This is a genomic window from Nitrosopumilus sp. b1 (assembly GCF_014078545.1).
Lineage (GTDB): Archaea > Thermoproteota > Nitrososphaeria > Nitrososphaerales > Nitrosopumilaceae > PXYB01.
On sequence record NZ_MU078707.1, the window covers coordinates 56,417 to 77,113 of the forward strand.

At 36.3% G+C, this 20,697-nt stretch carries 22 protein-coding genes; 12 read left to right on the forward strand and 10 right to left on the reverse strand.

All coding sequences use genetic code 11. The features are described 5' to 3' along the window. Window positions 1-30: 30 nt before the first annotated feature. From C6988_RS00365 to C6988_RS00375, 3 genes are all read left to right on the forward strand, one after another. The gene (locus C6988_RS00365) at window positions 31-483 is read left to right on the forward strand and encodes a RidA family protein (RefSeq protein WP_182132443.1); all 453 of its coding nucleotides are present in this window, start codon (window positions 31-33) and stop codon (window positions 481-483) included. 54 nt (window positions 484-537) lie between these two features. Further along, window positions 538-735 (forward strand): hypothetical protein, encoded by a 198-nt coding sequence (locus C6988_RS00370; RefSeq protein ID WP_182132445.1) that lies wholly within the window; start codon window positions 538-540, stop codon window positions 733-735. A gap of 508 nt (window positions 736-1,243) precedes the next feature. Continuing rightward, the gene (locus tag C6988_RS00375) at window positions 1,244-1,798 is read left to right on the forward strand and encodes a hypothetical protein (RefSeq protein WP_182132447.1); all 555 of its coding nucleotides are present in this window, start codon (window positions 1,244-1,246) and stop codon (window positions 1,796-1,798) included. Between the two features lie 50 nt (window positions 1,799-1,848). Here C6988_RS00375 and C6988_RS00380 read toward each other — a convergent pair whose 3' ends face one another. The 3 genes from C6988_RS00380 to C6988_RS00390 all read right to left on the reverse strand — a co-directional run bounded on the left by C6988_RS00380 (window position 1,849) and on the right by C6988_RS00390 (window position 4,807). Continuing rightward, the gene (locus C6988_RS00380) at window positions 1,849-3,087 is read right to left on the reverse strand and encodes an MFS transporter (RefSeq protein WP_255464094.1); all 1,239 of its coding nucleotides are present in this window, start codon (window positions 3,085-3,087) and stop codon (window positions 1,849-1,851) included. A gap of 86 nt (window positions 3,088-3,173) precedes the next feature. Then, entirely contained in the window at window positions 3,174-3,668 is a 495-nt protein-coding gene (locus tag C6988_RS00385; RefSeq protein ID WP_182132451.1) for a hypothetical protein, read from the reverse strand. After that, window positions 3,665-4,807 (reverse strand): DUF3179 domain-containing protein, encoded by a 1,143-nt coding sequence (locus C6988_RS00390; protein WP_255464095.1) that lies wholly within the window; start codon window positions 4,805-4,807, stop codon window positions 3,665-3,667. Before C6988_RS00390 ends, C6988_RS00385 begins: the two co-directional genes overlap by 4 nt. A gap of 98 nt (window positions 4,808-4,905) precedes the next feature. On the opposite strand from C6988_RS00390, the gene C6988_RS00395 reads away from it, so the two are divergent. Continuing rightward, complete coding sequence (locus C6988_RS00395) at window positions 4,906-5,328, forward strand: DoxX family protein (protein ID WP_182132453.1); 423 nt, start codon at window positions 4,906-4,908, stop codon at window positions 5,326-5,328. On the opposite strand, the gene C6988_RS00400 is transcribed toward C6988_RS00395, so the two are convergent. Further along, entirely contained in the window at window positions 5,329-6,354 is a 1,026-nt protein-coding gene (locus C6988_RS00400; RefSeq protein ID WP_182132455.1) for a DHHA1 domain-containing protein, read from the reverse strand. Window positions 6,355-6,395: 41 nt separating this feature from the next. After that, window positions 6,396-6,602, reverse strand: coding sequence for a hypothetical protein (locus C6988_RS00405; protein ID WP_182132457.1), 207 nt, complete (start codon window positions 6,600-6,602; stop codon window positions 6,396-6,398). 129 nt (window positions 6,603-6,731) lie between these two features. Here C6988_RS00405 and C6988_RS00410 point away from each other — a divergent pair, with 129 nt between their 5' ends. Further along, the gene (locus C6988_RS00410) at window positions 6,732-7,898 is read left to right on the forward strand and encodes a citrate synthase (RefSeq protein ID WP_182132459.1); all 1,167 of its coding nucleotides are present in this window, start codon (window positions 6,732-6,734) and stop codon (window positions 7,896-7,898) included. Here C6988_RS00410 and C6988_RS00415 read toward each other — a convergent pair. Next, the gene (locus C6988_RS00415) at window positions 7,895-8,101 is read right to left on the reverse strand and encodes a hypothetical protein (protein ID WP_182132461.1); all 207 of its coding nucleotides are present in this window, start codon (window positions 8,099-8,101) and stop codon (window positions 7,895-7,897) included. The two genes, C6988_RS00410 and C6988_RS00415, sit on opposite strands and share 4 nt — an antisense overlap. 105 nt (window positions 8,102-8,206) lie before the next feature. Continuing rightward, a complete protein-coding gene (locus C6988_RS00420; protein ID WP_182132463.1) occupies window positions 8,207-8,641 on the reverse strand; it encodes an SHOCT domain-containing protein in 435 nt (144 codons plus the stop codon). 86 nt (window positions 8,642-8,727) lie between these two features. Here C6988_RS00420 and C6988_RS00425 point away from each other — a divergent pair, with 86 nt between their 5' ends. Next, window positions 8,728-9,114, forward strand: coding sequence for a hypothetical protein (locus C6988_RS00425; protein ID WP_182132465.1), 387 nt, complete (start codon window positions 8,728-8,730; stop codon window positions 9,112-9,114). Here C6988_RS00425 and C6988_RS00430 read toward each other — a convergent pair. Beyond that, window positions 9,092-9,337, reverse strand: coding sequence for a hypothetical protein (locus tag C6988_RS00430; protein ID WP_182132467.1), 246 nt, complete (start codon window positions 9,335-9,337; stop codon window positions 9,092-9,094). The genes C6988_RS00425 and C6988_RS00430 overlap by 23 nt on opposite strands. 140 nt (window positions 9,338-9,477) lie before the next feature. After that, the gene (locus C6988_RS00435) at window positions 9,478-10,755 is read right to left on the reverse strand and encodes a glycerate kinase type-2 family protein (protein ID WP_182132469.1); all 1,278 of its coding nucleotides are present in this window, start codon (window positions 10,753-10,755) and stop codon (window positions 9,478-9,480) included. Between the two features lie 390 nt (window positions 10,756-11,145). On the opposite strand from C6988_RS00435, the gene C6988_RS00440 reads away from it, so the two are divergent. The 6 genes from C6988_RS00440 to uvrC all read left to right on the forward strand — a co-directional run bounded on the left by C6988_RS00440 (window position 11,146) and on the right by uvrC (window position 20,363). Then, a complete protein-coding gene (locus tag C6988_RS00440) occupies window positions 11,146-12,090 on the forward strand; it encodes an iron-containing alcohol dehydrogenase (protein ID WP_182132471.1) in 945 nt (314 codons plus the stop codon). A 104-nt stretch (window positions 12,091-12,194) separates the two neighbouring features. Beyond that, window positions 12,195-13,289: an LLM class flavin-dependent oxidoreductase gene (locus C6988_RS00445; protein WP_182132473.1), complete on the forward strand. Its 1,095-nt coding sequence runs from the start codon at window positions 12,195-12,197 to the stop codon at window positions 13,287-13,289. Between the two features lie 20 nt (window positions 13,290-13,309). After that, on the forward strand, window positions 13,310-13,942 hold the full coding sequence (locus C6988_RS00450; RefSeq protein ID WP_182132475.1) for a pyridoxamine 5'-phosphate oxidase family protein: 633 nt from the start codon (window positions 13,310-13,312) through the stop codon (window positions 13,940-13,942). A gap of 55 nt (window positions 13,943-13,997) precedes the next feature. Further along, entirely contained in the window at window positions 13,998-15,947 is a 1,950-nt protein-coding gene (gene uvrB / locus C6988_RS00455; RefSeq protein ID WP_182132477.1) for an excinuclease ABC subunit UvrB, read from the forward strand. Further along, the gene (uvrA, locus tag C6988_RS00460) at window positions 15,937-18,756 is read left to right on the forward strand and encodes an excinuclease ABC subunit UvrA (protein ID WP_182132479.1); all 2,820 of its coding nucleotides are present in this window, start codon (window positions 15,937-15,939) and stop codon (window positions 18,754-18,756) included. Before uvrB ends, uvrA begins: the two co-directional genes overlap by 11 nt. Further along, a complete protein-coding gene (uvrC, locus tag C6988_RS00465) occupies window positions 18,753-20,363 on the forward strand; it encodes an excinuclease ABC subunit UvrC (RefSeq protein ID WP_182132481.1) in 1,611 nt (536 codons plus the stop codon). Before uvrA ends, uvrC begins: the two co-directional genes overlap by 4 nt. 1 nt (window position 20,364) lies before the next feature. On the opposite strand, the gene C6988_RS00470 is transcribed toward uvrC, so the two are convergent. Further along, window positions 20,365-20,697: cupredoxin domain-containing protein (locus C6988_RS00470; protein WP_255464100.1), on the reverse strand; the 333-nt coding region annotated here is incomplete at its 5' end.

Genomic DNA, 20,697 nt, shown 5'->3' on the forward strand with positions numbered 1-20,697 from the left:
TTTAAAAACAAGTCAAATTCTTGATTACTTGTGATTGATGAAAAGATCGAATCATTAGGAATTACTTTACCGGATCCACCAACTCCAGCAGGATCCTACATTCCAGTAGTGGTTACTGGAAATCTAGCATTCGTATCAGGACAGATTCCAATGCAAAACGGAAAGGTCCTCTTTACCGGTAAAGTGTCTAATGATAATATTGATGAGGCAAAAAAATCAGCAAAAATTTGCGCTATCAATATTTTGGCACAACTAAAACGAGAATTAGGTAATCTAGATAGAGTGACACGAATCGTCAGATTATCTGGATTTGTAAATTCAACTCCAGATTTTACTGCACATCCCAAAGTCATCAATGAGGCATCTGATCTAATCCATGAAATTTTTGGAGAGAAAGGAAAGCATGCAAGAATTGCGCTGGGAGTATCGGCGCTTCCACTTGATTCTATGACTGAAATTGATGCAATAGTAGAGTTTTCTTAAATTTCTAAAAACATTTGGAGATTTTTTTAAATAAATTTTAGAAGAATAGATACCATGACACAGACATGCAAAGGATTGTGTTTTAGATTCAAAGAATCAGGAGTTGTTGGGAAACTACGATATAAGATTGGACAAAAATGGTGTTCTCTGTGTGCATTATTCTTCTTTACACAAGAGCACATGTGTCCATGTTGTAAAACAAGATTACGCTCAAAACCAAGAAGTAAAAACTACGAAGTATCAAGAATTTAATTTAAAATAAAAAAGAAAAAGGAAAGAAAAGAACTGGAATCATTTTAGATGTTCAGTTAGATTAATTCTGTGGTGGTTGAGTACCTTTTGATTTCTTTTGTTTTTTGTCCATATTGACACCTCCTCATAAAGCACACTCAAGGAGGCAACTTTCAAAGGGAATAGGCAATACAAAGTAACACTCTTCGCTAGGAGTAGTGTAGACAATGTAAAAGGAACTTTGAAAATTCCGATTTACCATATCAGTGTGCTCGGCAGTTGCACACTATCAATCCATGAATTAAAAGATATCGCATTCTTTATTCTTTGAAAAATTAGCGTTAAATCTTTCATAGAGTTTTGTAATTATTACAAAATTAAATGAAAATCTTTTATGGTTTTTTAACCCACGAATAGTTTTGATTCGACAAAACAGATTCTTAATCCAATGACGTAGCAAGTGTTCATCAGTTAATCAACTGTCATGCAATGCTTGGTTTAATCGAGAGATCTCATCTATAGCAAATTCATGATTGCCTTAAAACGCAGTTACTTAATTTTGCTCATAGGTGCAGGAACACTTGTGGCAGGTTCAGTAGTTTTAGGAGTCAATTCTAGTGCGTTAGCAACTGATTTTCTTGCAAACAACCTAATCATAAAGCAAACACACCTAGAATCAGGTCAACAACACCAAACAGACATGGTGGCAAAATCAAGCGATACAGTCTCGATTTTGCTTAGAGGTCAACCATTCAATGCACAACTGCAAGCTACAGTCACTGAAGCTGGTACGGCAGTTTGGCAAACATCATTTAATGGAGACCACATTGGAAACTTCCAACCAGTTGAGGGTCACACCTACAGTATTGTAATCAAAAATGTAGGTACTGAAACTGCAACGGTTGATGCTATAGTAGGCAATGTTCCATTCTTAGGTCAAGGCAACGGGGATAAACTTGGCAATGTTGCCGGTACTCTTGCAGGCCTAGGTGTAGGATTTATTGGAATCGCTCTCCTTGTAATAGGCGGAGTAGTATTCTTTGTTGATAGAAGAGCAGTAAAGAAAATTGCTCCAACTAACTAGACTCTAAAACACAATATTTTCTTTTTTTGTTTTCAAGTGGTGGGTATTACCTATACTACTTTGTGAGAGAGACGATGCTTCAAGTACGATCTAAATGTCAATAAAGAGAGAAAGATACCAATTGAAGCAATAGTAAATGCTACAGGATAATTTATCGAGTTTGCAACAAAGCCAGATGTGATTGCACCCAAGAAGATACCCAATCCCACCATAAAGCTGTTCACACCCAAGAATCTTCCTTCAAAACCTCGCGGTATAGTCTTAAAGAGAATCACAGAGCTTGCAGTACTAAATATTGAAAATGCAGACACCATTAAACTAGATGAAACGGCAGCAACAATAAATGAATCAAATCCACTTGCCATTGGAATTAGCGCGGATGCAATAATTATTCCAAGAATTCTTGGCAAGTATGCAATTTGTGCAGCTCTTTCTTCTGAGATCTTTGAAATCAATTTTGGAACTACAAAAAATATTGCAAGCAAAGTAATTGTCTGAATTAGATATATGATAAAGACTTGGGAATCAGTAAAGCTGTACTCTTTTAAAAATGGAATAAATGCAGTAAAGTAGATGTTACTTCCAAAGTAAAAAAGAAAATTTGTAAAATATAGAATTCCAATCTCATGAGACATTTTTCTTTGAAAGAGTGAAGTAAGATGCTTAAAATCGTATTTTTTTGGAATCTTGGTAAATATTAACTGAAAATTATAACGATTGTGATTAAAGACGTGCTTTAGACCATAAACAGAATGAACCAAAGTTTCCCTCTCAAGAAAGCTCTTGCTTCCCACAAGAATACTAAACAGTACTGCACCTGCACTAGTTAATGCACAAAATAGAAAGTATGGCTTCAAATCAAAAAATGAATCCCATACAGATCCTACAACAAAGGCAATAAGACTACCAAATCCGGTAAGAATTGAGATGTTTGCAAATAATTTACTCCACTGATTGTTAGGAACAGATTCCATTACAAGAAGTTGTGTTACAGGGTTTTTACCAATAATAAAGAACCCAGCAATCGAAGAAATGATGAAAACGATACTTAATTCTGTTATAAAAAATAACCAAATACAACATGCAGTTATTACAGAAAAACTAACGAGTAGAATTATCCTCTTTACGTGATACTTGTCAATTATCTTTCCCCAGAAAATTGATCCAATGGATGAAAATGCATAATGCAATCCGATAACAATTCCAACATCAGCTACATTTCCTCCAAGAAATAAAACGTATAACGGTATTGCAATGTGCAGTCCTTCTGCTGCAATGCTGGAAGGCATGATGAAAAATAACCATTTTTTATTACTTTGAAACATGAGAAATGCTAGATTATATCATTGACAACTTTCTAATTTTAAGTTACTAATTATCTAAGATTCTGTAGTTTGTGAGATTTCTTTTCTTTATACAGCTTGATAGCAGTTAATACATTAAATCCAAAGATGACTAGTAATCCAAGATATGCCAATGGTTGACTATACTGAATCAATACAGCAGAAACACCTGTACCTAAAACACTTGGAAGCAAAGATAGAACGTAGAGCCACCAACCACAGCATCCCAATGGAACTAATGAGAAGAAGGAAAAAAAGGAAGTTAAAGCAGTGCTTCCAGAGTTTCCGCCAAAGGTCTTTCTTTTAACATCTAATCTGCATCCAAGTTTTTTGCTTTGTTCAGAAAGAAATATCTGAAGTCCAACTCCAATGCCCATTCCAATAATTACAATTGAGTTTAGCTCAAAGGCTGCATTTATTGCAGCAGCAGCTGGTAATGCAGGAGTTGTAAGCACAACTACTGAAAGATATACAATAATCGTTACAATCCCAACAATAGCAGCTTTTGCAATAGGTTTGAGAGTCATTCACCATACACTAATGTTTGAGGATGAAATGCAACCCATTCAAACCAAAACCCGGGATTAAAACCGAGTCTAGTTAGCTGTGCGTCTTTGAGTGGCCCAGAGATTGCTAAACCATCATAGTTCCATTCGGAATTTGTATTTGTATCAATTATTTTTCCATCAGAAAATTCAAAGGTTAGAGTGTGATCAGAAATAGTTCTATCAAATGCCCTAGCATTTTCATCATATAATGAAACAAGAAGAAGAGAAGTTTTTTCTATTTCATCATTTATTACAATCATTTCTTCAACATCATTTTGTCTATATGCCTTGTATGTACCATCCATATCAAATCCCAAAATAATCTCTTTTGGATGCATTCTATCATCATTATTTTCTACTGGAAACATAATTCGATTGTCAGTATAGTAGTTGCCATATGGATCAACACCATAAGCCCTAACATGACCAGTATCAGTAGTTAAAACCAATGTATCAGGATGTAATTTCTTCCATTCCCCAAATGATATGACATCAAAAGGAACAATTTTGAGGGAATGCCCTGTTAGATCACCCTTGATTGCCATACCAAGTGCTTGACTCCAATACGAGCCTGTTAAACGGTCATACATGACAAGGTTGCTGTTGAATAATTTTCCTGATGTGCCAAACTCTACCGCTATCCCATCTATTATGCGTTCAAAGACTTGATTTGTAAAACATAGAGGACAGTATGTCACAGATACTGGTACTCCACCTACCTCATCATTTACAATTTCATGCCAGACAAGAATAAACAATGGATATGCCCTTACATCACCATTAATCTCCAAGCCAATAACCAAATCAGAATCAGAGAGAGTAGCCTCAGAAGCACGTACAAATTGGGGTTCATCAATTGATGGAATTCCATCAGGCGGAGGACCTCCACTTTTTATCTTGTCTAATGGAACAAGATGCTTTTCTCCATTTGTCTCCATAATTTTCATCATAGAGTTTTTTATTTCATTTTCATCTAATGAAAATTCTTCAGAAGGAACAGAGTCATTTGCTTTAATATTTTGAGTCAGACTATCAGAAAATGCTATCACAATAACAAGAATCAATATTCCCGCACAGCCTCCAATAGAGGCCACTAGCTTTGAGTTCAAAATTACCATTATGAAGTCAAGAAATTATTAAAGAATTATTCCAGATTTGAAAAAATGTGGATGAGATTTGGGTAAAGTCTTTTATGCAAAAATTCAAATCGCAACCCATGCAAGTTGGAACATCATATTCCAGTAACAAGTGGCATGAGATTACTCATTGGGGAGTAAGAGCGTCAATTGGTGCAATCTTTCTTGTACATAGTTTAAAGAAATTTGATCCTAGCTGGCAAGAATGGCTTATCAGTATCGGAATTCCACCAGAGTTACAGCTACCAATTGCACTTGCAGAGTTCATAGGAGGAATTCTACTAATCATTGGAGTTTTGACTAGAATTACCGGAATAGTATTTTCTGTTATTTTACTTGGAGCAATATTTCACATACGATGGGACAAAGGTTTCTTTGTTTCACAAGGCGGATGGGAATGGGATCTTGTAATGTTAGCTGCTGTGTTATCAATAATCGCTGTTGGTGCAGGAAAAATTTCGATTGTAAGAATCATCAAAAAGATTCCAAAGTTTTTGGAATAATTAATTTAATTTTTTATTGAATTCTTTGAGGAATGATTTCATCTTTGGTTTTGGAATGACAGCACCACACGCCTTATCATGCCCACCACCAGATCCACCAAGTTCTGTAGCCAAGTCATTGACTATTTTTCCTAGGTGAACATTACAAGATTTAGAGCCACGAACAGATACTGCATAGATTCCATGGTCAACTCTTTCTTTGAATGCAACGCCAACATCTTTTCCGGATAATCCAAGTACAAAATTAACAGCACCACTTGCACCTGCATCTGTAATCTCCATGTAGCCAAGATTCTTCATAGTCTTCATACCCTTTTTGACTTTGGCAATCATTTCTGCAAGTTTACCGACCTGAATTTGTGCAAATTCGTATGTGTTTGGGATTTCATGAGGATACTTGCCATCTGCAAGTTCCTCTGTAAGGTATAGCAGGTAATCAGGGTCCTTTTGGTGCCCTACAATGTTGTAAGTCATAACAGTGGCACTAATCAGGGCAAATTGTCTGTCATAGATTTGCAATAGTTTTGAGCCTATTGGTCTGTCTTCCATGTAATCAGTAATTGCAGCACATGCAGCAACAAAGGCTGCATGATCAGTTAGTTTTGATTTGAATTTATTGTAAACCTGAACGGTAGTACATTCATTGATATCATGAATCATCTTTACTTTGAGCTTTTCTAGTTGTTTGGTAATCTTGGGATCAATATCATGATGATCAATGTATGTAATTGATACTCCTCTCTTTCTTAAGGTTCCCATCATCTCAACAAATTGGTCCTGATTCTTTTTGCTCAGACCCAAATCACAGATGTATAATGCTTTTAGTTTCTCATCAGCTACCAAGGACTCGAGTGCCTCCATCTGTCCTGGGTAATCAACCAACAGAGAATCTCCTCCAAAGGCTTGTCGAATTAATGCAGCAGAGCTTATTCCATCACAGTCTTCTTTGTGAGAGAGACAAATAATTTTTGTTTTTAGAGATTTTTTCTTTGTTGTCTTTGTGGTTTTTGCCTTTTTTGCTGCCATAGGAGTAAAAACCATACAGCCCTCATTTAAACCAAGAATGGTTATTTTTTATTTTTATTTTTAAGAGATTGCGCCTGTGTAATTGATTTATGATCATATGATTTTGAGTTCACAAGAGCATCATAGATAGTTGTTCCATTTAGCTGATTGTCAAGATCCACTTTTTGCATCTGCTCTAATTCTTCGGGAGTTGCATTGAGTATCTTCTCATCAATGTTTTTCATGTGTTCACGTTCAATTGGAGACATCTGCTTATGCTGAAAAATTTTCATTATATCGAGCAGTGTTGATAGATTAGACAAAATGCTAAATTCAGAGGTGTTTTTTTGACAAATACAGAATATAAGATATTATAGATGAGTCAATAAACGAGCAATATGGATACAAAAAATATTGGTCTGCGAGGAGTTGAAGTTGCAGATACCAAGATTTCAAATATTGACGGTGAGCGAGGGAAGCTAATCTATCGTGGATATGACATTTTAGATCTTACAAAAAATTCCAATTTTGAAGAGACTGCATATCTATTACTACATGATGATTTGCCAAATCAGGCCCAGTATGATGATTTTGTTCATAAAATGAGAGAGGCGAGCTGGATTCCAAAGAGAATGCAGATCAACATGGCGAACTGGAGAAAGGATGCAGACCCAATGGATATGCTTCAGGCATTTGTTGCAGCACTTGCAGGATACTATGATGAAGAGTTTTCAAACAAAGAGGCAAGTTATGATAGGGCCATCAATCTAATTGCAAAGGTTCCAACAATCATTGCAAGCTGGCAGAGAATCAGAGACGGGCAAGAGACTGTAGATCCTGATTCCAAATTATCTCATGCTGCAAACTTTCTTTACATGATGTCAGGCGAAGTACCAGACAAAGAGATTGAAAAGATTTTTGATATTTGCCTAATTTTACATGCAGATCATACATTTAATGCATCAACGTTTACTGCCAGACAAGTAGCCTCAACTAGAGCACATATGTATTCTGCTGCAAGTGCAGCCATAGGAGCCCTTAGTGGAGAATTACACGGAGGTGCAAATTACGAAGTAATGCGAATGCTCTTAGATATTGGTTCAGAAGACAAGGTTGAATCATGGATAAAAAATAGAATGGATGAAGGACAAAGAATAATGGGAATGGGTCATGCAGTGTATCGAACTTATGACCCAAGAGCTCAAGTGTTAAAAGAGCTTTCAAGAAAGCTAGCAGAAAAAACTGGCGACCCATGGTTTAAGATTACAGAAAAGGTTGAAGAAGTAACTAAAGCAGAGATGAAGAAGCGAAAGAATGCAGATATTTATCCAAACGTTGATCTTTACAGTGCATCAGTTTACTATATGCTAAAAATTCCAATGGACCTTAACACACCAATATTTGCAATATCACGTGTTGCAGGATGGGCAGCGCATGTCATTGAAGAAAAGTTTGCCGAGGCGGCACCAAAACCAGCATTGTATAGACCAAAAGCAGTCTATGTTGGAAAGTATTGCGGTCCAGAAGGATGCGAATACAAACCGCTTGATTTGAGAGATTCTTAATTTCTAGAGTTCAGCCACTCTTTCGCTTTAGAGTTCACATCATGTTTGTAGAGAACTTCAAAGACCATATCATAAAATGAAATTCCTTTCTTTTGTGCTTGATCATCTAGCCATTTTATTCCATCTGCAAGTTCTGGGTCATACTGTGAGAACTCTACTAGTTCATCGACCATCTTTGTGAAGAAGACGTGAGATTCAAGCATGATGATGACTTTCAATCTATGATCATAAGTGGGAAATTCAAATAATATAGACAAAGAAGTCACATTAGACAGGGTAAATTTGTCTAAATTTTTTAAAATTAAATTCTAGATTTTTGCCAACAGTTGTTTCTTTTTAAGTTGGAATTCTTTTTCTGTAATGATTCCTTGTTTTTTGAGTCGGTTCAATTTTTCAATAAGCTTGATAGTTTCTTGTTTTGATGGTGATTTTGCTGCATCAATTTTTGCTTTGATTTGTTTGCTGCTCTGTTTTTTTAATTTCGTGGTCTCTTTCATTGCTTGTTTTTGAAGTTTTGTTGCCTCTAGTGTTGCTTGTTTTTTTAATTTGGCAGCTTCAAGTTTTGCTTGACTTGCAGTGAGTGCTCCCTTTTCAATTCCGGCATCAAGTGCCTCATCTGCTTTTTTGATACCATCTTGTATTGCTTTATCAGCATTTTTCATTCCAGTTGAGATTGCATCATCTGCTTTTTTTAGAAATTTGCTAATGTATCCACGCTTTTTGATTTTTTTTGTTTGAGCCAAGTAAAACTAATCGATCGTAGTGGATTATAATAGTTCTCATTTAGAGATTGCATCCTTTAAAAGAAACCAAAAATTAATGAGAATACTTGGAGCATGTTTTATTTTGTGATGGAGATTCTAAAAAAATCGCATGGCTTGTAAAGACAGGCGATAAAATTACAAAGCAATACAGAGACCATGCAGAAATTTATTTAGATAATGTATCACCAGAGCAATCAAAGTATATTGCATTGCATGTAGGAATTTTTTGGTCGATTGGAACTTTTTTGATAAAAAATGGAGATTCGATAAAAGTAATGCTAGACTCTAAAGAAATGTTTGAGCATTTAGAAAAAAATAATCTCGTCAAAGATGAGTTTATTGAAAAACGAACTATGTTTATCAATTTACTAATCAAACAACGAAATCTGGATGTATCCTATGAATTAATTAACTCAAAAGAGAATCAGGCTATGCCTTTGATTCAACATTAGCTGTAAGAAGCTTTTGTGGAACAGAGTGGCCAAGTTTGATTTTTTCTTCTCTAAACTGTACGCTGTAAGAGAATCTTAATCCAAAGTACAAAAATAAGAAGAACAAGCCAACTGCGCCGGCAACTGCATAGCTAAAGTATGCTTCAGAGCCAATCATAACAGTATATTTTTGATCACTTAGTATCCACAGTTCTGCAATTAGCATTCCTAAGCCCAATTGCAATTGTGTAATTGGGAGTGTGATCACGTATGATCATGCCCCATAATGTAATACCCCTCCATATCCAATGCCCGACTAACTAAAACGCGGTTTGAAGATAAGAACTGGGGAAAATTTCTGAGAAAAATAATTCCATTTTGGAATTATTGTGGAATAATTATGCCAATATCTTGAAGATTTGTATGAGTATATCCAGTTTTGATCAAACCTTTTATTTTTGCAAAAAATTCACTAGAATTGCTATTCATGAGATATTTGTTTACAGTAGAGACATCAATCTCTGAAGAAGATATGGCGCCAGCATACTCTGTGTTGCCATCAATGCCATCAGTTCCAATTGATGCTACAACAAATTTTGAATCTAATTTCTGCATGTTTTTTAGCAGACGTAAAACAATCTCTTGATTTCGTCCTCCCTTTCCATTACCCAACACCTCAACAGTTGTCTCACCCCCAAATATCAGAACTGATTTTGGAGATGGGAGTTCTTTTAGAATTTTTTGTGTTGCATCTTTGATATTTCCAGAAATTTTTAAGACTTTAGCAGAATATCCAAAGTCCTTGGCCTTTTTTGTCATCGCATCAATGCAGTCTTGATTGCTAGCAACAACATAGTTAAGAATTACGGGTTCTTTTGGAGTCTCTGAAATTTTACCGTTTACACCATCAAAAATTCTATTCATGACATTTTCTGGCATCTTCTTAACAAGATTATATTTACGGATAATTTTTAGGGCATCAGAAAATGTGGTGTTATCACAGTATGTCGTGCCAGAAGATATCGCAGACAAGTCATCATCATCAACATCAGACATTATGAGTGATATTGCATCACATGTAAGACCCTGAACTAACCTTCCTCCCTTGATTTGTGAGAGATGTTTTCTAACGCAATTAAACTCTTGAATGGTAGCGCCTGATTTGAGAAGCAAATCATTTGCATACATTTTATCAGACAAATCTACACCATCAGGAAGACATACAAGTGAAGAACCGCCACCAGAGACTAGAAAAATTACCAGCTCGGATTTTTTTCTTCTCTTAAGAAATTTCTGAATTGCTTTTGCAGCATCCACACTTACTTGATTTGGGGTAGGATGACTGGCCTGAAATATTTGGAACTTTTTTCCAGAAAGGACTGACTTTGAGCCTTTTGGAATTACAATAAAGCCACTCTTAACATCCAAGAGAAAGTTTACGGTCTTTGCCATATAATCAGCTGCCTTGCCAAATGCAACTAGATGAATTGCAGAGTAATTTTCAGAAAAAAATTCACTAGAATCAATTTTGATCTTGCCTTTTTTGATATATTTCTCCAATCCAATGTTTGGTGCAGCTGCTTCTAAACCGGATTCAAGTATCTGTAATGCATGTTTTTTTGTTCTGTTTTGGGCAAGTTCCCTATAATTTTGAATAATCATTTGATTTGAGATATTTGATTCATGATTAAAGCATTGAAGTTTTAGTGCCTCACAGTTCAAAATATGGGAACTGATCGTAATTACGTAGTTTATGGAAAATATTTAGGAATAAGATTTAGATCGCTTTTTTTAAAATTAATCCATGCACAAAGTAAGGTGTGACAGATGTGGAGAAGAAGATGCTGAAATCTTACGCCGTGGAAGGTTTGCTTCTAATGTAATTTTTTGCCCACATTGTGACGATTTGGTAAATCGATTAAAATGCTAAAACCTTATTTTGTGTATTAAAGATTCAATTTCATAATCGAATTCTAGCAATCTTTTTGCAGTTACCCAGTTATGCATAGATAAAACAGTTAAGATATTATAAGAATCAGGGTTTTTCAAATCATGTACACAGTACGTATTCCAAAAGTTATCAAATTTGGAGAAAACGCACTAGGTGAGACTGAATACCCAAAAAATGCACTAGTTGTAACTACTGCTCCACCAGAGCTCTCTGGTAAGTGGTTAGACAAAATGGGAATTCAGGATTACATGTTGTATGATAAAGTCAAACCAGAACCATCAATTGATGATGTGAAATCTGTTATTTCAGAATTCAAGGGAAAGAACCCTTCTGCATTAATTGGTCTTGGCGGTGGAAGCTCAATGGATGTTGTAAAATATGCAGCACCAGAGATGGGAAAAGAAAAGATCCTCATCCCAACAACGTTTGGTACCGGAGCTGAAATGACTACATACTGCGTTTTGAAGTTTGATGGCAAAAAGAAACTACTTCGCGAAGACAAGTTCCTAGCAGACATGGCAGTTGTTGATTCGTACTTTATGAAAGGTACGCCTGAACAAATTATCAAAAATTCTGTTTGTGACGCATGTGCACAAGCAACAGAGGGCTATGATAGTAAACTAGGAAATGACTTGACACGAACACTTTGCAAGCAAGCATTTGATGTACTATATGATGCAATAATGAATGACAAGCCAGAAAACTACCCATATGGTTCAATGTTATCTGGTATGGGATTTGGAAACTGTTCCACAACCTTAGGTCATGCGTTATCATATGTATTCTCAAATGAAGGAGTTCCACACGGATACTCTCTTTCCGCATGTACAACTGTGGCCCACAAGCACAACAAATCCATATTCTATGAAAAGTTCAAACAAATTGTAGAGAAACTAGGATTTGACAAATTGGACTTGAAGGCAGATGTTTCAGAAGCAGCAGACACAGTTATGACAGATAGAGGACATTTGGACCCAAACCCAATTCCAATCAGCAAAGAAGACGTGATAAAATGTCTAAACGACATTAAAGCAGGTAATTTGTAAAAATTTCCTTTATTTTTTACATTTTTTATAACTCCGACAGTACGAAATCTGGCATCCAGACTACACTTAATTACCACAAAAAGTGAAAACACAATACAGAAAAAATGAACAAGCTAAAGTTTGGAATTCAAAATGGTCTTAACGTTGCAAGAGCAGGATACTCAGAAGACCAGATTCTAACGGCTTGTATGCTTGCAGACAAGACAGGTTATGATTCTATATTTTACATGGACCACACAAATGTCCCACAGTGGAAAAAAGCAATTGTGCTTGACCCATGGGTAATGCTTTCAGCTATTGCCGCAGTTACCAACAACGTAGAGCTTGGAACGTGTGTTACAGATGCAATCAGAAGACATCCTTCAAACATTGCACTAGCTGCCATTACACTAGACAGAATTTCAAAAGGAAGAGCAATCTTGGGAATTGGTGCAGGAGAAGCTCAAAACCTCAAAGAGTTTTGCATTCCATTTGAGAAACCAGTATCAAAATGGGAAGAACAGATTGAACTAATTCACACATTATACAAATCAGATCCAGATAACACAGTTGATTATGAAGGAAAATATTACAAGCTTGAAGGTGCATGTCTACAAGCACCACCAATTAGAAAACCAAGGCCACCAACATACATGGCATCAGGTGGTACACGAACTCTGGGTCTGACAGGAAAGCTTGGCGATGGATGGTTACCAATTGGATACACACCAGAATTGTTTGAAGATCACGCAGCACAAATTAAAAAATCAATGGATGAGAATGGAAGAACACAAGAAGAAAAAGACAACTTCCAGTATGCATTAGATATTGATGTCTACTTTTCAGAAGATGCAGAAGAATCCTGGGCAAAGATGAAAGAAGCAGTAAAGGTAAGCTTGTTCAAGCCAGAAGTTCTCAGAGTTCACGGATTAAAAGAGATTGAAGGATTTGACTTTAGAAAATACTTTACAGAATATTCCATGTCAAACCAAGACTGGATTGTAAAGATGAGAGAAGCAGCTACAAAGATTCCAGACCCAATTGCACGTTCTTCAACTGCAGTAGGAACACCAGAGGATGTAATTCCAGTCTTTGAGAGATTTATGAAGGCAGGAGTTAACCACTTTGTAATTAGATTTTGGGGCAAAAACTACTTTGGCAGTATTGACAAGTTTGCAAGCTCTGTTATGCCATATCTTAGAGAGCAGGCAAATAAATAATCAATCAGATAATCTAATCTGTGCAGCTATTAGGAAGATTAGAAATTAAATCAAAACAGAGAATCAGAGAATTCTTAAATGAAGAACATGTCGGGCGAGTTGCATCAATTGATGATTCAGGGTTTCCGCAGATTATTCCAATGAATTTTGTGTATCTTGATGATGCAATCTACATGCATTCTCATACAAGAGGAGAAAAGATTGACAACGTACGCCAAAACAACAAGGTCGGATTTGAAGTAGATAGGGAGCTCGAGTTTTTGCCATCATACTTTGAGGACCCAAAAAACGCATCACTTGCAGATACACTTTACATCAGTGTAGTGATTAAGGGAAGAGCAGTCATTGTAAATGACAAGGATGAAAAAGTTCTTGCATTAAATGGATTGATGGAAAAATATCAGCCAGAAGGCCACTATGAGCCATTAAACTCATCCATGGAAGTTCTAAATGAAGTTGCAGTAATCAAAGTCATTCCAGAGTCAATTCGTGGAAAATACAAGATTGGGCAGGGTTTGCAAAAGGGTAGAAGGATGGAGTTAGCGCAAAAGATTCTAAATCGAAATTCACCCACAGCAAAAGAGACACTAAAAATCATGGGCTTTGAGGTGACAGAATCAGGACTAGTTATGGTCGATGAGCCTGTCTGGTAGATTTTGATAAAATTATCACCATTGCTTTAAATTCAGTTTGAAAGGATCGTAACTGTTGCAGCAAATTCAAAAATTTGAGTTAATTTCAGATTATCAGCCTACAGGAGATCAGCCAGAAGCAATCCAAAAGTTAGTACAAGGAATATCAAAAGAAAAAATTCAGACATTATTAGGCGTAACAGGTAGTGGAAAAACATTCACTGTTGCAAATGCGATTGCAAGAACTGGAAAAAACACCCTAGTTATTTCTCATAACAAGACTTTGGCAGCTCAACTTTATGCTGAGCTAAAACAGTTCTTTCCAAAAAATAATGTAGGCTACTTTGTCTCATATTATGACTATTATCAGCCAGAGAGTTACATTCCTCAAACAGATACCTATATCGAAAAAGATACTCAGATTAATGAAAAAATTGAAAAGATGAGGCTAGAGGCAACTGCAATGCTGCTCTCAGGAGAGCCAACAATTATTGTATCAACAGTATCATGCATCTATTCACTTGGAAACCCAAAAGACTGGGACGAGATGGCAATTACGCTCTCTCAGGAACAGGAGATCAATAGAAGCGAGATAATCAAGAAACTAATCAATGCAAGATATGAGAGAAACGATACAGATATTGCTCCAGGAAATTTCAGAGTAAAGGGAGACACAATAGATATCGTCCCAGCATACTCTGAAGACATAATCAGAATCTCACTATTTGGTGAGGATATAGAAAAGATTACAATTCTTGATAATGTTTCCCTAAAAGAGAAGAAAAAGATTTCACAGATTAGAATTTTTCCAGCAAAACATTATCTCATTGCAAAGGATGTCAGAGAGAATGCAATCAAATCAATAAAATCAGAATTAAACAAAAGACTTCCTGAGCTAAACGAATTAGAAAAACAAAGGCTTGAGATGAGAACAAAATTTGACCTTGAGATGATTGAGGAATTAGGGTATTGCTCTGGAATAGAGAACTATTCGCGCCATTTTGATGGAAGAAAAGCAGGAGAGAAAGCATTTTGTTTATTGGACTTTTTTGGAAAGGACTTTTTGCTTGTAATAGATGAATCCCATGTCACACTACCACAGTTGCATGGAATGTTCAAGGGTGATCACTCTAGAAAAAAAGAGCTTGTCACATATGGATTTAGGCTTCCTAGTGCATATGATAACAGACCGCTGAAATTTGAAGAATTTGAGGATTATATCAAAAACACAATCTTTGTTTCAGCTACACCAGGGGATTATGAGAAGAAAAGATCATTTCAGATTGTAGAGCAGTTAGTTAGGCCAACAGGATTAATTGATCCCATAGTTGAGACACGGCCCAGTAAAGATCAGATGGATGATCTTATCTCAGAGATTAACAAGAGGGCAAAAAAAGACCAGCGAGTTCTAGTCACAACTTTGACAAAAAGAATGGCAGAAGATTTGGCAGAGTATCTATCAAAGAAACAAATTCGTGTTAGATACATGCATGCAGAAATTGAAGGATTGCAAAGAACTGAGCTTATCAGACAGCTTAGACTAGGGGAATTTGATGTTCTAGTTGGAATCAATCTGTTAAGAGAGGGGCTTGATATTCCAGAAGTTTCCCTTGTTGCAATACTTGATGCAGACAAGGAAGGGTTTCTACGAAATGTCACCAGTTTGATTCAGACATTTGGAAGAGCAGCAAGAAATGTAAATGGGAGTGTGATAATGTATGCAGATACAGTTACAAAATCCATGCATGCAGCACTAGAGGAGACAAAGCGACGTAGAGAAAAACAAATCCAGTATAACAAAGAGCATAACATTACACCAAAGACCATAATCAAATCGATTCCAGAGCAAGTTGCAAATCTGGATGAAATTAAACATAAATCACCTCATGATTTATCAACTGATATAATTGAGCTTGATGCTCAAATGAAAAAGTATGCTGAAGATTTGGACTTTGAGCGAGCCATAGAATGCCGTGAAAGAATCAAAAGAATACAAAAGGAAATTGAAAAGAAAAATGAAAATTGATAAATTAAAAATCCGCGGGGCTCGTCACCATAATTTAAAAAATATTGATATTGACATTCCAAAAAACAACCTAGTAGTTATCAGTGGGCTATCCGGCTCTGGAAAATCGACCCTAGCATTTGACACAATTTATGCCGAAGGACAGAGACGATATGTAGAGTCACTTTCTGCATATGCAAGACAGTTCCTTGAGATGATGGACAAGCCAAATGTTGATTCCATAGAAGGACTATCGCCTGCAATATCCATACAACAAAAGACAACAAGCAAAAATCCCCGATCCACAGTCGGGACAACTACAGAGATTTACGATTATCTCAGGTTACTTTATGCAAGAATTGGCATTCCCCACTGCACAAATTGTGGGCGAAAAATATCCACGCAGTCAGTAGAGACTATTTGTGACTCTATCTTGAAGGATTTTACAAAGAAAAAGATTCTCGTTTTGGCCCCCATAATTCAGAGAAAAAAAGGAACTTATGAGAAGTTATTTGAGCAGATCAAAAAAGATGGGTATTCAAGAATCAGACTAGATGGGGAAATTACATCACTTGATGAAGAGATTCCACCACTTGATAAGCAAAAATGGCATAATATTGAGATTATTGTAGATAGAATTACAATCGAAAAGGCAGAGAAATCAAGACTCTTTGAGGCAATCCAGACTGCAATTAAGACATCAAAAGGTGATGTCATGATATCAACTGAAAAGCAAGACAAGATATTTTCACAAAACAATGCATGCCCATATTGTGGAATTACAATTGGCGAATTAGAACCAAGGACATTTTCTTTTAACTCCCCATTTGGAATGTGCAAGGCATGTAATGGATTGGGAATAAAAATGGAGTTTGATGAAGACCTAGTAATTCCAGATAAATCAAAATCAATTCTTGAAGGAGCCATTGTTCCATGGAGTGGACGATTCTCATCATTTAGAAAACAAGCACTCCGTGCTGTTGGGAAAAAATTTGGTTTTGATCTAATGACTCCATTAAACAAAATAAAACCAAATCACCTAAAGATAATTCTTCACGGTACAGATGAGATGATTGATTTTAGATATCAATCAAAGTCAGGTGATTCTTCATGGCAGTATACTGATGCATTTGAAGGAGTACTAGAAAACCTTCAGCGCGTATTTATGGAGACAGATTCAGAATCAAAAAGAGAGTGGTTAAAGCAATTCATGCGAGACACCCCATGTAATGTATGCAATGCACAAAAACTAAAACCAGAATCACTTGCAGTAAAAATTAATGATAGGGGGATTATGGATGTATGTAATCTATCAATAGATCAGTGCTATGACTTTTTTGATTCCTTAAAGCTAACAGAGACAGAACAATACATTGCAAGAGATGTTTTAAAAGAGATCAAAGAGCGATTAGAATTTTTAAAAAATGTTGGATTAAACTATCTCACACTCAATAGAAGAAGCTCAACGTTATCTGGAGGAGAGTCACAAAGGATTCGTCTTGCAACGCAGATTGGCTCAAACCTTACTGGTGTTCTATATGTACTAGATGAGCCAACAATTGGACTCCATCAAAGAGATAATGCAAAGTTAATAAAAACGCTAACAAAGCTGCGAAATCTTGGAAATACAGTCATTGTGGTAGAGCATGACGAGGAAATTATACGAAGTTCGGATTGGATGATTGACTTGGGACCAGGTGCCGGAGTTCATGGGGGTAATGTAGTATTTGAAGGCAAGGTAAACAAGATTCTAAATGGGCATAAGTCAGTGACAGGAAAGTATCTCAAAGACAAATCACTCATCACTTTAAAAGACAAGCAACGAAAGCAAGAAGGATCAATCACAATCAAAGGCGCATCAGAAAATAATCTAAAGAATATCAATGTTGAATTTCCATTAGGCCTATTCATTATAGTTACCGGTGTTTCAGGTTCAGGCAAATCAACTTTGATTAATGAAATATTATTAAAATCATTAGAAGCGCACTTTTACAAATCAACATCAAGACCAGGTGCACACAAAGAAATTACAGGAATTGAAAACATCGACAAGGTAATTTCAATTGATCAGTCTCCAATTGGAAGAACGCCAAGATCAAATCCTGCGACATACATTGGTGCCTTTACGCCTATCAGAGAGCTATTCTCAAATACAGAGCTATCAAAGGAGAGAGGATACAAACCAGGTCAGTTTTCATTTAATGTTGCAGATGGAAGATGTTTTGCATGTGAGGGTGATGGGGTAAAACAAATTGAAATGCAATTTCTTTCTGATGTATATGTAAAGTGTGATGAGTGTAAAGGAAAAAGATACAATTCTGAAACACTATCAGTACATTACAAGGGTAAAAACATTGCAGATGTTTTAGAGATGACAGTTCTTGAAGCATTGGAATTTTTTGAAAATATTCCTGCTATCAAACGAAAATTACAAACAATTTTCGATGTAGGTTTAGGATACATCAAACTCGGGCAATCATCAACAACACTATCAGGCGGTGAAGCACAAAGAGTAAAGCTTGCATCAGAATTATCAAAGAAGGGGACAGGAAAGACTCTTTACATTCTTGATGAGCCAACAACAGGATTACATTTTGCTGACGTGCAAAAACTTCTTGATGTCTTAAATCGTCTTGTGAATCTAGGTAACACCATAGTAGTAATTGAGCACAACATGGATGTAATCAAAAATGCTGACTGGATTATTGATTTAGGACCAGAGGGCGGAGACGAAGGAGGCAGAATTGTGACTGTAGGCACGCCTGAACAAGTCTCAAAAGCCCCAGGAAGCTACACAGGTAAGTACCTTAAAGAATTCATGCAAAGATGAGCTTCAATATCAAAAATATCACCATTCCCGCACATCCAGGGATATACCTGATGAAGGACAATACGGGAAAAATAATCTACATAGGTAAAGCTAAAAATCTAAAAAATAGGGTAAGATCTTATTTTTTGAAAAATCAAAACTACAAGACGCAAAAACTAGTTGAAAAGATTTCAGATATTGAATTTGTTTTAACTGATAATGAAAGTGAAGCCTTTCTCTTAGAATCAAACATGATCAAAAAGTACAGACCAATGTACAACATAGAGCTAAAAGACCAACAGAGATACACATACCTCAGACTAACAGAAGAGAGATTCCCAAGACTCCTTGTTGCAAGAAGAATGCGAACAGGGAAATTTTTGGGAGGAGGAAAGATATTTGGCCCATTTACTCAAGGTAGCTCAAAACTACTTACAATTGGCAGCCTAAGAAAAACATTCAAAATTAGAATATGCAAGACGCTCCCAAAGAAAGCATGCCTAGAGTATCATTTGGGAAACTGCGAAGCACCATGTGAATTTAAAACTGCACAAGAAAACTATTCAAAAAATATCCTAGAGTTAGAATCCATTCTAAAAGGTAAAAAAGAGATGCAAGAGTTTGTCTCAAAGCTAAAGCAAGAGATGCAGGAAGCATCAAACTCATTACAGTTTGAGCGAGCAAAAGAGATTAGAGATACGCTTCACAGACTAGGCAGTCTTAACACGAATCAAAAGATGGAATATGTTGAGAATGCACCTGATGAAGATTATTTTGGAATCATGATTGAGGAACATACAGCACACATCATGACATTAAAACAAAAACAAGGAGTGATAAGAGATAGAGAGAGATTCTCTTTTGATCTTGTAGCAGACAATACATTTTCAAATTTTTTATTCCAATATTATACTACACATAAGATTCCAAAATTTGTAATTGTAAATAGTATTCCAGAGAATGTAAAAATCCTAGAATCATTACTAAGCAAACACGCTGGATTTTCAGTAAAGATACTTGCTCCAAAACTTGGAAAAAGAAAAAGGATGATAGATTTGATCATGAAAAACATCAGATTAATTCAGACAACTGGTGCAGAACCAGGACTGGTAGAGCTCAGAGACATACTAGGTCTAAAGGAGACTCCACGAGTAATCGAATGTTTTGACATATCAAATCATGGAGCAGATTATGCTGTAGCTTCTATGTCTAGATTTGTAGAAGGCACTCCTGATAAATCAGGATACAGAAAATTCAGAATAAAGACAGTCACCGGAAGGGATGATTACGCAATGATTGGCGAGGTAATCAAGAGAAGATATTTGAGGTTGGCAGAAGAAAAGATCAAATTTCCAGATTTAATCTTGGTTGATGGCGGTAAAGGACAGCTAAGAGCAGCAATGGATTCGCTTGCTTCCCTTGCAGTAAACATTCCTTGTGTGTCATTGGCAAAGAAAAATGAGGAAGTGTTTGTACCCAAGAAAAAAGAGTCGATAATTATTCCCAAAGAAGAGCAAGCACTCAAGATTCTACAGCATGCAAGAGATGAAGCGCATAGATTTGGGGTATCGTATAATAGAAATCTTAGAAAAATAGAAACTAAAAAGAAAAAAGGAAAAAATTTGTAGTTTAGTTTACGTTAACGTTGCCTACCATCCAAGGATGGACGATGCAGAAGTAATCAACACTTCCTTTCTCATCAAATGTGACTTCGAAAGTTGCACCTGGAGACATTAAACTACTATCGAATTTTCCGTCAGGTCCGCCTGCAGATGGACTACCACTGGTAACAGTGTGTGCTGCTGCATCATCGTTTGTCCAAAGAACAGTATCACCTACGTTGATAGATACGGATGCTGGGATGTAACATTCGTTAGTTTCCTCACATCCTGGAATTCCAGAGCCTTGGGGCATTGAAACATTGACTGTTTTTGGTCCCATTGCTTTTGGTTCTTCTTCCAT

Excerpts from the sequence above, each read along its gene's own strand:
- C6988_RS00370 (WP_182132445.1), top strand. The coding sequence starts at position 538 with ATGACACAGACATGCAAAGGATTGTGTTTTAGATTCAAAGAATCAGGA.
- C6988_RS00375 (WP_182132447.1), top strand. The coding sequence starts at position 1,244 with ATGATTGCCTTAAAACGCAGTTACTTAATTTTGCTCATAGGTGCAGGA.
- C6988_RS00380 (WP_255464094.1), bottom strand. The coding sequence starts at position 3,087 with ATGCCTTCCAGCATTGCAGCAGAAGGACTGCACATTGCAATACCGTTA.
- C6988_RS00385 (WP_182132451.1), bottom strand. The coding sequence starts at position 3,668 with ATGACTCTCAAACCTATTGCAAAAGCTGCTATTGTTGGGATTGTAACG.
- C6988_RS00390 (WP_255464095.1), bottom strand. The coding sequence starts at position 4,807 with ATGGTAATTTTGAACTCAAAGCTAGTGGCCTCTATTGGAGGCTGTGCG.
- C6988_RS00395 (WP_182132453.1), top strand. The coding sequence starts at position 4,906 with ATGCAAGTTGGAACATCATATTCCAGTAACAAGTGGCATGAGATTACT.
- C6988_RS00400 (WP_182132455.1), bottom strand. The coding sequence starts at position 6,354 with ATGGCAGCAAAAAAGGCAAAAACCACAAAGACAACAAAGAAAAAATCT.
- C6988_RS00405 (WP_182132457.1), bottom strand. The coding sequence starts at position 6,602 with ATGTCTCCAATTGAACGTGAACACATGAAAAACATTGATGAGAAGATA.
- C6988_RS00410 (WP_182132459.1), top strand. The coding sequence starts at position 6,732 with ATGGATACAAAAAATATTGGTCTGCGAGGAGTTGAAGTTGCAGATACC.
- C6988_RS00415 (WP_182132461.1), bottom strand. The coding sequence starts at position 8,101 with ATGCTTGAATCTCACGTCTTCTTCACAAAGATGGTCGATGAACTAGTA.
- C6988_RS00435 (WP_182132469.1), bottom strand. The coding sequence starts at position 10,755 with ATGATTATTCAAAATTATAGGGAACTTGCCCAAAACAGAACAAAAAAA.
- C6988_RS00440 (WP_182132471.1), top strand. The coding sequence starts at position 11,146 with ATGTACACAGTACGTATTCCAAAAGTTATCAAATTTGGAGAAAACGCA.
- C6988_RS00445 (WP_182132473.1), top strand. The coding sequence starts at position 12,195 with ATGAACAAGCTAAAGTTTGGAATTCAAAATGGTCTTAACGTTGCAAGA.
- uvrA (WP_182132479.1), top strand. The coding sequence starts at position 15,937 with ATGAAAATTGATAAATTAAAAATCCGCGGGGCTCGTCACCATAATTTA.
- uvrC (WP_182132481.1), top strand. The coding sequence starts at position 18,753 with ATGAGCTTCAATATCAAAAATATCACCATTCCCGCACATCCAGGGATA.